Annotated in this window: 5 protein-coding genes and 1 other RNA gene; 5 read left to right on the forward strand and 1 reads right to left on the reverse strand. The window is 74.2% G+C overall.

The features are described 5' to 3' along the window. Positions 1 to 197: 197 nt before the first annotated feature. From LTT61_RS26100 to LTT61_RS26115, 4 genes are all read left to right on the forward strand, one after another. The gene (locus tag LTT61_RS26100) at positions 198 to 2657 is read left to right on the forward strand and encodes an FAD-dependent monooxygenase (protein WP_233016666.1); all 2460 of its coding nucleotides are present in this window, start codon (positions 198 to 200) and stop codon (positions 2655 to 2657) included. 216 nt (positions 2658 to 2873) lie between these two features. Beyond that, positions 2874 to 10037 carry an amino acid adenylation domain-containing protein gene (locus LTT61_RS26105; protein WP_233016667.1) on the forward strand — a complete coding sequence of 2388 codons (7164 nt, stop codon included), beginning with the start codon at positions 2874 to 2876 and terminating at the stop codon, positions 10035 to 10037. 157 nt (positions 10038 to 10194) lie between these two features. Beyond that, positions 10195 to 11157 carry a YihY/virulence factor BrkB family protein gene (locus tag LTT61_RS26110; RefSeq protein ID WP_233016668.1) on the forward strand — a complete coding sequence of 321 codons (963 nt, stop codon included), beginning with the start codon at positions 10195 to 10197 and terminating at the stop codon, positions 11155 to 11157. After that, a complete protein-coding gene (locus LTT61_RS26115; protein WP_233016669.1) occupies positions 11154 to 11426 on the forward strand; it encodes a hypothetical protein in 273 nt (90 codons plus the stop codon). Before LTT61_RS26110 ends, LTT61_RS26115 begins: the two co-directional genes overlap by 4 nt. A 30-nt stretch (positions 11427 to 11456) precedes the next feature. Here the strand turns inward: LTT61_RS26115 and LTT61_RS26120 are convergent, their stop codons facing one another. After that, a complete protein-coding gene (locus LTT61_RS26120) occupies positions 11457 to 12344 on the reverse strand; it encodes an alpha/beta hydrolase (protein ID WP_233016670.1) in 888 nt (295 codons plus the stop codon). Positions 12345 to 12380: 36 nt separating this feature from the next. Here LTT61_RS26120 and rnpB point away from each other — a divergent pair. Further along, positions 12381 to 12796: RNase P RNA component class A (rnpB, locus tag LTT61_RS26125), an RNA gene on the forward strand. Positions 12797 to 12832 lie beyond the last annotated feature (36 nt).

Below are 12832 nucleotides of genomic sequence, written 5' to 3' on the forward strand. Positions count from 1 at the left end.
CCACCGAACCGGGAACCCTGCGGTGAATCTCACTCCGGATCGTTTCCGGCCCCGGCCGCCGGTAGGCTTTCACGCGGTCAAGCACGGACACTTCCTCCTCCCGGTGAAACCGGTTGTGAGCAGGGCATTCTCGCCAGGTGGTGCCGGTGCGCCCCGGCCCGCGGTGCCGGGGATGTTCGATGGGAGTTGCGCGTTCTATGGTCGGTCCGGCGAAGGTCGTTGTGCTCGGTGCCGGGATCGGTGGATTGACCGCGGCGGTCGCGCTCCGGCAGGCCGGAATCGGCGTCGAGGTCTACGAGGCCGGGCCGGAGCTGCGCGCGCAGGGCTCGGCGCTCTCGGTGCAGTCCAACGCCATCCACGCGCTGCGCACGCTCGGCCCCGGGCTGGAGCGGGAGCTGCTGGAGCGGGGTGCCAGGGTCGAGAGCTTCCGCTTCGCCCGCCCGGACGGAAAACCGCTGCGGGAGCTGCCGGTCGGCAAGCAGGAGGAGCGGCTCGGCGCGCCGAGCATCGCGATCCACCGCGCCGACCTGCACGCCGCGCTGCGCGCCGCGGCCGGTGACACCCCCATCCACCTGGACGCCCGCGCCACCCGCTTCGTCGACGGCCCCGACCACGTGCGGGTCGAGTTCGCCGACGGCCGGGTCGCCGAGGGCACCGCGCTGATCGGCGCCGACGGCATCGGCTCCGTGGTCCGCGCCCAGCTGCACGGCCGCGCCGCGCCGCGCCCCGGCGGCTTCGTCTGCTGGCTGGCCTGCATCCCGTTCGAGCACGCGGCGGTGCGGCCCGGCTCGTCGACGCACTACTGGGGCACCGGGATGCGGTTCGGGCTGCACGACATCGGGCACGGCCGGGTCTACTGGTGGGGCACGAAGACACTGCCCGCCGCCGAGGCCGCCGACTGGAAGGGCGGCAAGGCCGAACTGCTCGAGCTCTACGCAGGCTGGGCGCCCGAGGTGCGCGCCTGCATCGAGCAGACCGACGAGGACGCCATCCTCGCGGTGCCCGCCCAGGACCGCCCGCCGCTCACCGCGTGGGGCCGGGGCCGGGTGACGCTGCTCGGCGACGCCGCGCACCCGATGCTGCCCGCGCTCGCGCAGGGCGCCAACGCCGCCATCGAGGACGCGGTGGCGCTGGCATCGGCGCTGCGCTCCGCGGTCGACCCGGCGCTCGGGCTGCGCCGCTACGAGCGGTCCCGGATCGAGCGCTCGGCCATGTTCGTCGACGGCTCGCGCAGCCTCAGCATGATCGAGCAGACCACCGACGCCAAGCTGGTCGCGCTGCGCAACACCTACTTCCGCCTCGCGCCCACCGAGTTCTTCCTGCGCGAGCTGAGCAAGCCGATGTCCTTCCCGCCGCTCGTGGGCCCGGTGGCGGAGCTGCCGCGCGCGCTCACCCCGGCCGAGCGCTGGCACTGGATCGCCGACCAGCTTTCCCCGCTGCACGTGGTGGCGCGGGCGCGGGTGCACGGAACGGTCGAGCCGGCGCGGCTGCGCGCGGCGCTGGCCGAGGTGCAGCGCAGGCACCCGGCGCTGCGGGTGGCGGTGCGCGCGCGGCCGGACGGCACCGAGCCCGAGTTCGTCCCGGCGGAGCGGGAGATCCCGCTGCGCGAGGTGACCGCCGCCGAGCCGGAGGGCTGGCTCGCCGAGATCGACGGCACCGAGCTCGCCGAGCCGTTCGACGCCGCCGCGGGCCCGCTCGCCCGCGCGGTGCTCGTGCACGCCGCGGACGGGTCGGGGGCGGATCTGCTGATCACCCTGCACCACGCCGTCGGCGACGGCGAGAGCGCGCTGACCGTGGCCGAGCAGGTGCTGCGGGTCGCGGCGGGCGAGGCGGGGGAGTACCCGGCCGCGCCGGTGCGGCCCGGCGCGGAGGAGTTCTTCCCGGATGGCGTCGGCGGAAAGCGGCACCTGGCCTCCTCGGTGCTGCGCGATCAGCGGGCCAGGTTCACGAAGGCCAGGCGCCTGCGGCCGACCGAGCTGGCCGAGCCGAAGCTGCGGCGCAGCCGGGTGCTGCACCGCCGGATCGACGGCGACCGGCTGGAGGTGCTGCTCGCCGGGTGCGCGCAGCACGGGGTCGGGGTGCGGGCGGCGGTTGCGGCGGCGCTGATCGGCGCCACCGCGCGGGAGGCCGGGGTCGAGGAGCCGGCCACCTACGCCATCGGCAGCCTGCTCAACTTCCGGGATCAGCTGCCGGTCTCGGATGCCGAGGTCGGCGTCTACCAGGGGCTGATCAGCTCCACCGCGGAGTACGCGCCGTGGACGCCGCTCTGGCAGGTCGCCGCCGAGCTGGAGGCGGCGCTCGGCACCAGGCTCGCCGATCGGGATCACCTCGCCGCACTCGAGCTGCTCCGGCTGACGTCGCCCAAATCCGCCGCGGCCGCCGGGTCGGCGGTGACGATGATGGACAGGAACGGCCCCGGCCACCTCTGTCTCACCTACCTGGAGCGCCCCGCGTTCCCGGACGAGCTCGGCGCGTGGCGGATCTCCGGCGCGCAATTCGTGGCGGGCATGTCGGTCTGCGGCTTCGTCTCGGCGACCGCGACCGTGCTCAACGGCGAGCTGGCGATCAACCTCGGTTACGTCGAGCCCGCCGTCTCCGCGGAGCGGGCGGAGCGGCTGGCCGACGAGACGGTGTGGGGGCTGCTCGGCGCGCTCTGACCCCGATTCGCACGCGCCACGATCCACCGCGACCGCTGGCAGGGTCCGCGTCCAGGCACGGCTCGGCACCGAGTGCACACCGACGAACTGACCGTCGAGACCAGGGGGAGATGGCATCGATGGTCGTGCCGCTCGTGATTTCGCACTGCGTCGAGGAGTGACCTTTTGACAACCGAAAATCAAGGCGGGCAGGGGGATTCGGCCGAAACCTGGCCGGTGAGCCCGTATCAGCGGGATGTGCTCGGCGTGGCCTTCCGGCTGGCGCCGGAGCCGGTCGCGCAGGCGGTGCTGAGCTTCCGGATCGATGCGCCGCTCGATCTGCCCCGGCTGCAGGCCTGCTGGGAGCGGGTGCTGCGCGGCGACGATTCGCTGCGGCTGCGGTTCGGCTTCGCCGACGGCGAGTTCCGGCAGTGGGTGAGCGACGACATCGCGCCGGTGCGGGTCGCCGACCTGACCGCCGAGCCGGATCCGGAGGCGGCCGCGCAGCGCTGGATGTGGCAGGCGGTCGGCGCCACCGACACCCCCGAGCACCCGGCCCGGCTGGCCGCGGTGGTGGACCGGCCGGACCGGTTCTTCCTGTTCATCTCGGTGCACCACGCGATGATGGACGGCTACGGCCTGAACCTGGTGATCGCCCAGCTCGACTCGGCCTACCGCATGACCGACGTGCCGCTCGACGAGCTGGCGCGACCGGAGCCGGTCAACGAGTACACCGACCGCTCCGCCGCGACCTACCGCACCATCGCCGAGGCCGACGCCGCCTACCTGGGCTCCGCGGAGTACGAGCAGGACCGCGAGACGCTGCTCGCGACCCTGGACGGGGTGCGCCCCGCGCTCTTCCCCGGCCGCTCCGGCCGCCCGCTGGTGGTGCGCGGCCACTACGGCACCATGATCCCCGGCGAGTTCATGGACCGGGTGCGCGCCACCGGCTTCAGCGCCTACGCCTACACCGCCGCCGCGCTCGCCGCCTGGCTCACCGCGGTGCACCGCACCGACGAGGTGGTGCTCGGCGTCCCCATGCTGAACCGGGCCACCCCGGAGACCTACCGCACCCTCGGCCACCGCACCAACGCCGTCCCGCTGCGGGTCCGGGTCGACCGCGACCAGCCGCTCGCCGCGCTCGCCGCCCAGGTGGCGCAGCAGATCAAGGCGAGCAAGCGGCACCAGCGCTTCCCCTTCGGCGACCTCACCAAGGCGCTCGCGCCGGACCCGACGGCGCCGCCGCTCTACGACGTCTCCTACTCCTTCACCAAGCTGCCGGACGCCGCCTACGTGCAGGAGCTGCTCGCCAAGTGCGCCATGCTCAACCCCGGCCCCGGCCAGGAGGCGCTGAGCATCGTGGTCGCGGAGAGCGGCAGCGACGGCTCGGTGACGCTGCAGCTGCTCTACGACACCGACGTCTTCGACGACCACCTGCGCATCGAGGCCGCGCTGAGCTCGTTCGGCGCGCTGCTCACCGCCTCGCTCGCCGCCCCGGAGACGCCGATCGGCGAGCTGCCGCTGGTCGGCTTCCGCACCGCGGAGCGGATCGCGGGCTGGGAGGCGGGGCCGCGCGCGGAGTTCCCGTACACCACGCTGGACCGGCAGCTGCTCGAACAGGTCGAGGCCGGGCCGGAGCGGATCGCGGTGCTGCCCGCCGAGCCCGGCGCCGCTCCGCTCAGCTACGGCGAGCTGGCCGCCGCCGCGGCCGGGATCGCCGCGAAGCTGGCCGATCTCGGCGCCACCGGCGACGACTGCGTCCCGGTGGTGCTGCCCCGCTCCACCGCCATGCTGACCGCGATCCACGGCGTCGTCCGGGCGGGCTGCGCCTACGTGCCGCTCGACCCGGGCTACCCGGCGAGCCGGATCGAGACGGTGCTGCGCGATTGCGGCGCCCGCTTCGTGCTGGCCGACGCCGAGCACGACCGGGTGTACCGGCGGCTCGGCATCACCAGGATCGCGCCCGGCGAGGCGCGGCCGCTGCCGCGCGGGGTGGAGAACCGCTCGCACCCGGCCGGGCTCGCGTACGTCATCTACACCTCCGGCTCCACCGGCACCCCCAAGGGCGTGCAGATCGAGCACCGCTCGGTGGTCAACCGGCTCACCTGGATGCAGCGCCGCTACCCGCTGACCGGCGCCGACATCGTGCTGCAGAAGACGCCCGCGACCTTCGACGTCTCGGTGTGGGAGCTGTTCTGGTGGGCGGGCGCGGGCGCCGCGGTCGCGCTGCTGGAGCCGGGCGGGGAGCGCGATCCGCGCCGCATCGTGGCCGCGGTCGAGCAGCACGGCGTCACCGTGCTGCACTTCGTCCCCTCCATGCTCGCCGCCTTCCTGGACGAGCTGGCGGCGGATCGGGACGCCGTGCACCGGCTGGCCACGCTGCGGCTGGTGTTCTGCAGCGGCGAGGAGCTACCCCCGGCGCTGGTGCGGCGCTTCCGCACCGCCTTCGCCGCGCCGCGGCTGGAGCCGCCGCTGCTGGTGAACCTGTACGGCCCCACCGAGGGCACCGTCGACGTCTCGTACTTCGACGTGCCGCGGCGGGACCCGGTGCCGGTGGTGCCGATCGGGCGGCCGATCGACAATATCGACCTGCTGGTCCTCGACGACCGCGGCCGCAGGCTGCCGCCCGGCATCGCGGGCGAGCTGAACATCGCCGGAATCGGCGTCGGGCGCGGGTACCGGAACCGGCCCGAGCTCACCGCCGCCGCCTTCGTCGCCGATCGCGGGGTGTCCGGCAGGCGCCGCTACCGCACCGGCGACCTGGCCCGCTGGCGCGCCGACGGCACCCTGGAGTACCTGGGCCGCTTCGACGACCAGGTGAAGATCCGCGGCAACCGGGTGACGCTCGGCGAGGTGCGCAACGCGCTGCTCGGCTGCCCCGGCGTGCAGGCCGCCGCGGTGCTGGACGAGCGCGACGGCCACACCGCGCACCTGCTCGGCTACTACGTCGGCGAGGCCACCGCCGCCGGGATCGAGACCTGGCTGGCCGAGCGGCTGCCGCGGTACATGGTGCCGAGCAGGCTGCTGCGGGTCGCCCGGATCCCGCTCACCGCGAACGGCAAGCTGGACCGCGCGGCGCTGGCCGCCGCGGCCGCCGACGCGGGGGAGGACGCGGTCGCACCGCGCACGCCCGTCGAGGCGGCGCTGGCGCGGGTCTGGTGCGAGCTGCTCGGCATCGAGCGGATCGGCGTGCACGACAACTTCTTCACGCACGGCGGCGACTCCATCCTGGCGCTGAGCATGCGCACCGCCGCCGAGCGCGCCGGGCTGCGCTTCCAGGTCGACGCCTTCTACCAGCGGCCGACCATCGCCGGGCTGGCCGAGGTGGTCGGGGCGGGCTCGGCGGCGCTCGCCGCCCCGGTCACCGCGGCGCTGGAGACGGTGCCGCTGATCGACCGGGCCGCGCTGCACCGCGCCGAGGACGCCTTCCCGGCCACCGCGCTGCAGCTCGGCATGCTCTACCACAGCATCGAGCGGGCCGGCTCGATCACCTACAAGGACGTCTTCCGGTACCGGCTGGAGCTGCCCTGGCTGGAGGCCGAGTTTCGCACCGCCTTCGAGGGGCTGGTGCGCAGGCAGCCTGCGCTGCGCTCGTCCTTCGAGCTGAGCCGGTACTCGGTGCCGCTGCAGGTGGTGCACGCCGAGGCGCTGCACCGGCTGAACGTCGTCGACCTCACCGGGAACGAGCGGCACGTCGCCGACGCCGCCGTCGAGGAGTACGTGCGGCAGCGCAGGCACGCCGACTACGACCCGGCCGTTGCTCCGCTGCACGAGGCGCGGGTCTTCCTGCGCGACACCGCAGGGGAGCGGGTCGTGCTCGACTTCGTGCTCAGCTTCCACCACGCGCTGCTCGACGGCTGGAGCGTCGCCACCGCCGTGCTCGAGCTGCTGCAGGACTACCTGCACCGGATCGGCGCCGGCGGCGCCGCGATCGAGCACGAGCCGCACCCGGCGACGGTGCTCGCCGAGTACGCGCGGGCCGAGACCCTCGCCGCGCAGGACGAGGCCGCGCGCGAGTTCTGGCGCGCGAGCCTGGCGGGCGCCGAGCCGACCGCGCTCATCGCGCAGCGCGCCAACCAGCCCGCGGGCGCCGCCCCGCCGCGCGCGCGGGCGCTGGTGCCGCGCGCGCTGGCCGAGCGGGTGGCGGCCTTCGCCGCCGAGCACCTCGTACCGGAGAAGGCGGTGTACCTGACCGCGCACTGCCTGAGCCTGCGGGTGCTGACCGGCCGCCCGGACGTCACCACCGGCGTCGTCGGCCACGGCAGGCCGGACCGGGCAGGCGCCGAGCGGGTCGCCGGGCTCTTCCTCAACACGCTGCCGATCCGGCTGGACGCGAGCGCGACCACCTGGCTGGACGCGGTGCTCCGGATCGCCGAGCGGGAGCGCGCCGCCTACCCGCACCGCCGCTACCCGCTGCGCGCCATCCTGGCCGAGGGCGGGCCGGTCTTCGAGACCGCCTTCAACTACGTCAACTACCACCTGCTCGCCCCGCTGCTCGGCGAGGGGGCGGTGCGCATCGGCGAACTGGACGCCCGCGAGGACACCAACTTCCAGCTGCTGGTCACGGTCGCCGCCGACCCGCGCGACGGCAGGCAGTGGCTGCGCGTGGACGGCGACGCCGGGCTCACCGGCGACCAGTGCGAGACCGTCGCGCTCACCCACCTGCGGATGCTGGCCGGGATCGTCGCCGACCCGTACGCGGTGGCGGGCCCCGCCACCGCGCGCGACGTCGGCACCCTGGTCTTCGAGGCGGCCGCGCTGCACCCCGACACCCTCGCGCTGGCGGGCGACACCGGCGGGCTCACCTACGCCGAGCTGGTGGAGCGGGTGGAGGCGCTGACCTGTGCGCTGGCGGGCGCGGGCATCGCCCCCGGCGACCGGGTCGGCATCCTGATGAACCGCCGCCCCGAGCTGGTCCTGCTGGTGCTGGCGCTGGCGCGGCTCGGCGTCACCTGCGTGCCGCTCGATGTCGGCTACCCGCCGGTCCGGCTCAACCTGATGATCGACCGGGCCCAGCCGCACCGCGTCATCGCCGACGCCGAGCACGCCGCCATCGTCGCCGAGCCCGCGCTCGTCCTCGACGCGGCCGCGGTACTCGCCGCCGCCGCACCGCAGGCCACGGCCGGTGCCTCGACCGCGACCGGTGTGCCCCCGGCGCCCGCACTGCCCCCGGTGCACCCGGATTCCATCGCCTACGTGCTCTTCACCTCCGGCTCCACCGGCGAGCCGAAGGGCGTCGCCATGCCGCACCGCGGCCTGACCGCCCTGGTCGAATGGCAGAACCGCACCGCGTCCGGCCTCGGCCAGGCGAGCACCCTGCAACTGGCCCCGCTCAGCTTCGACGTGGCCTTCCAGGAGATCTTCAGCACGCTGGCCGCCGGCTCCACGCTCCGGGTCAGCGCGGCCGACCTGCGCGGCGACGTGGAGGAGCTGCTCGACACCGTCATCGCCGACGGGATCGAGCGCCTCTTCCTGCCCTACGTCGCGCTGCAGGCCTTCGCCGAGGCCGCGGTGGCGCGGCAGCGCTTCCCGCACGCCCTGCGGGTGCTGGTCTCCTCGGGCGAGCAACTGCGCATCACCGACGAGATCAGGGCGCTCTGCGCCGCCGTGCCCGGGCTGCTGCTGGAGAACCAGTACGGCCCCACCGAATCGCACGTCGCCACCACCTTCGCACTGCGCGGCCCGGCCGCCGAGTACCCGGCGCTCCCCCCGATCGGCCGGGCCGTCGCCGGCGCCGCCGTCGAGCTGCTCGACCCGGCCCTGCGCCCGGTTCCGGACGGTGTGATCGGCGAGCTCTACCTGGCCGGCCGCACCCTCGCCCGCGGCTACCACGCCCGCCCCGCGCTCACCGCGCAGCGCTTCGTCGCAGGCCCGGGCGGCGGCATCCGCTACCGCACCGGCGATCTCGGGCTGCGGTTGAACACCGGCGACGTGGTCTGCCTCGGCCGCAGCGACAGCCAGGTGAAGATCCGCGGCTTCCGGGTGGAGCCGGCCGAGGTGGAGATCGCCATCCACGCCCTGGTCGACCGGTTCCCCGGGATCACCGACGCGGCCGTCGTCGCGCGCGGCTACGGCGGGATCGACGGCGCGCTGATCGCCTTCCTGGTCGGCGGGGCCGCGATCACCGACCAGAGCGCGCTGCGCCAGCAGCTGCGCGCGGTGCTGCCCGCGCACATGGTGCCCGGCCGCTTCGTCTGGGTGCCCGAGCTGCCAACCACCCCGAGCGGCAAGCGCGACGACGCCGCGCTGCGCGCGCTGGCCGCCGCCGCGCCGGAATCCACCGGCGAGCGCCGCGAACCGAGCGACGAGTACGAGCGCAGCGCGGTCGCCCTGCTCGCCGAGTTCGCCGGGCTGCGCGAGATCGGCCCCGACGACGACTTCTTCGCGGCGGGCGGCACCTCCATCGGCGCCATGCGGGTCGTGCTCGGGCTCTCCCGGCGCTGGGGCGCCGAGGTGCCGCTTGACGCCTTCGTCGGCGCGCCCACCGCGGCCGGGCTGGCGGCGCTGCTGCGCTCCGGCTCGGTGCGGCGCACCTTCGATCCGCTGGTGCCGATCACCGTGCCCTCCACCGAGCGGCCGGGCCGGGCGCCGGTCTTCCTGGTGCACCCGATCGGCGGCAACGTGCTCTGCTACCTGGCGCTGGCCAGGCACCTCGACCCGGACCGCCCGGTCTACGCGCTGCAGGCGGCCGGCGCCGACCCGGGCAGCACCCCGGAGAAGACCGTCCCCGCCATGGCCGCCGCCTACCTGGAGGCGGTCCGCCGGGTGCGCCCGCAGGGGCCGTACCACCTGGCGGGGTGGTCCTTCGGCGGCACCGTCGCGCTGGAGATGGCGCGGCTGCTCCCCGCCGATGAGGTCGCCGGGGTGACGCTGCTCGACACCATGGCGCTGCGCAAGCTCGAGCACCGCGAGCAGATCGCCGAGGAGCAGCTCATCCGCTGGTTCTTCCTCGAGCTCATCTGGTACGCCCGCGGCGAGCAGGCCGTGCGCACCGAGTTCGAGCCGGACGTGCACGGCGCGGAGGCGCTCTTCGACGTCATGCTGGCCGAGGCGATCGACTCCGGCATCCTCCCGGCGGAGAGCTCACCGCAGGCCATCCGGCGGCTCTACGACGTGTTCCACGCCAACTACGTGGCGCTGCTGGAGTACGAGCTCACCCCGCTCGACCGGGACATCGCGCTGCTCCGCGCGGAGGGTGAGCTGCCGCCCGGCGTCGACTTCGCGCACAAGATGGTCGGCAGCATGTTCGACAGCGACAACAACGGCTGGGCGCAGTACGCCGGGGGCGCCTTCGAGGTGTTCCCGGTGCCCGGCGACCACCTGCACATGATGGTGGAGCCGCACGTGGCCGAGGTGGCGGCCCGGCTGAACGAGGTGCTTGCCGCCGCGGATCGCCGCTGACCAGGGGTTACGTGCGGCGGGGCGATCGGCGCCGCGCCGCCCGTACCCGGTCGCCGGTGGAAGCGGCTGCCGCGCAGCGGCTTCCGCCCCCCGTTTGCCATAGCGGCACCCGGGTACCCGCCGCAAGACCGGGAGGTGAACTATGCCGGATGTGGCAATGCGAGCGAAGTTCCGGCCGATCGACTGGTCGGGCAGCCCCCGGGTGCTGCGCAAGGGCACCTGGTGGGGGGTGCTCAAGCGGGTCGTCGGCGAGTTCCAGCGGGACAATGTCACCGACTGGGCCGCCGCGCTCACCTACTACAGCGTGCTCTCGGTCTTCCCGGCCATCATCGTGCTCACCGCCCTGCTCGGCTCGCTCGGCCCCACCGCGACCGGCGAGCTGATCGACACCATCCGCGAACTCGGGCCGGGCAGCGGCACCGACCTGCTGGTGAACGCGGTCAACGAGCTGCAGAACAGCCAGTCCGCGGCGGGCCCGCTCGCGATCATCGGCATCGCCACCGCGCTCTGGACCGCCTCCGGCTACATCGGCGCCTTCATCCGCGCCGCCAACGCCATCTACGAGGTCGAGGAGGGGCGCCCGATCTGGAAGACCGTCCCGGTGCGGCTCGGGCTCACCGCGGCCATGGTCGCGCTGCTCGGCATCGTCGCGCTCGGCGTGGTCGCCACCGGGTCGGTGGCGGAGCGGGCCGGCCGCTGGCTCGGCATCGGCTCGGCGGCGGTCACCGCGTGGGACATCGTCAAGTGGCCGGTACTGGCGATCCTGATGAGCCTGGCCATCGCGCTGCTCTACTGGGCGGCGCCGAACGCCAAGCAGCCCGGCTTCACCTGGATCACCCCGGGCAGCGTGCTCGCGGTGCTGGTGTGGATCGTCGCCTCGGCCGGATTCACGCTGTACGTGGCCAATTTCGGCTCCTACAACAAGGTGTACGGCTCGCTGGCGGGCGCCGTGATCTTCCTGGTCTGGCTCTGGATCACCAATATCGCGGTGCTGCTCGGCGCCGAGTTCAACGCCGAGATCGCCCGCGGCAGGCGGATCGAGCAGGGGCTCCCGCCGGACGAGGAGCCCTTCCTCCCGCTGCGCGACATTCCCGATCACGACAAGGAGAAGCAGCCATGAGCAGCAGCACCGGGGACGAGACCACGCCGGGCGAGGAGCGGATCGCCGAGATCGCCGCCGACGTGCGGGCGAGCGGTGGCGGCGAACCGGACGAGTCGGTGCGGGTGGCGGCCGAGCGCGCGGGCGAGATCCGCGAGCAGGCCGAGGAACTGGTGCAGCGCGGCCAGGATGCCGCGCTTGACCCCACCCGCCGCCCCTGGGTGCCGAAGTTCCTGCTCGGCTCCGTCGCCGGGCTGGTGACCTGGCGGATCTTCCGCAGGCACAGCTGATTCAGGGGCTCTTCCGCAGGCACAGCTGATTCAGGGGCGGAGCACCGAGACCAGGAAATCGGTCTGGTCGCGCACGACCTGCTCGAAGACGTCGTCGAAGTAGACGTCGAAGTGCCCCACCGGATACCGCTTCACCACCGCGTGCTTGGTGCGCTCGGCCGCCCGCAGCGTCGGCTGCACCGGCGCCACCGAGTCGTTGTCGGCCACCGTGTACAGCACCGGCATGTGCAGCTTCTTCGCCCGCCTGCCCGGGGAGTCGAAGAGCACCGGGAAGGCCACCCGCGCCGCCACCTTCGGCCGGTAGCGCTCGCTCTCCTCGGCCAGCCTGCCGAACCCGGCGGGCACGTCGGCCGCGCTCATCAGCGCGGCGGCCCGCTTGCGCCCGCCGAGCCGGATCCCGATCGGCTTGCGCCGCAGCGGCCCGACGAGCACATCGGTGAGGGCGATCGCGGTGACCTTGGTCAGGCTGATCGGCCCCTTGCGAAGGCCGGCGGCGAACCCGCTGGTGAACGGCACCTGCGCCACCACGGCGGCCAGGTAGCTGTCCTCCGGGGCGACGGTGAGCACGTGGCCGCCGCCGAAGGAGGTGCCCCACAGCGCGATCCGGGTGCGGTCGAAGCCGCGGACGGTGCGGGCGAAGGCGATCGCCGCCCGCCAGTCGTCGCGCTGCCTGGCGATGCTCAGCAGCTGCCGCGGCGTCCCCCCGCTCGCCCCGAAGTGCCGGTAATCGAAGACCAGCACCCCCATCCCGGCGGCGGCGAAGCGCCGGGCATACCGATCCAGCCCCATTTCCCGATCGGCCCCGAGGCCGTGTCCCATGATCACCAGCGGGCGCGGCTTCGGCGCTCCGTCCGGCCGGTAGAGCCAGGCGGCACAGTGATCGCTCCCCGACGGAAAACTGACCTCGACACGTTCCATGGCACATGACGCTACCGAGTACGCTGTAACGGCGGGCGAGTCGGCCGGGCGGCCGCGGCGACGGGAACGGGCACCTCGGTGCCGCTGCCCGCCGCCGAGGAAAGTCCGGACTCCGCAGAGCAGGGCGGTTGCTAACGGCAACCCGGGGTGACCCGCGGGACAGTGCCACAGAGAACAGACCGCCCATGGCCTCCAGGGGCCGTGTGGTGAGGGTGAAACGGTGCGGTAAGAGCGCACCAGCGCCCCGGGTGACCGGGGCGGCTCGGTAAACCCCGCCCGGAGCAAGGTCGAAGGCCGCACCGCTCGCGGTGCGGCTGCGCAGGTGTTCGAGGGCTGCTCGCCCGAGCCTGCGGGTTGACCGCTAGAGGCACCCGGCGACGGTGTGTCCAGATGGATGGTCGCCCCTCGGTGCGAACCGAGGACAGGATCCGGCTTACAGGCCGGCTCGCCCGCCCGGCCCGCCGCGGCCCGCCCCCGATCGGGGCGGG

It is taken from the genome of Nocardia asteroides (genome assembly GCF_021183625.1).
Taxonomy (GTDB): Bacteria; Actinomycetota; Actinomycetes; order Mycobacteriales; family Mycobacteriaceae; genus Nocardia; species Nocardia asteroides_A.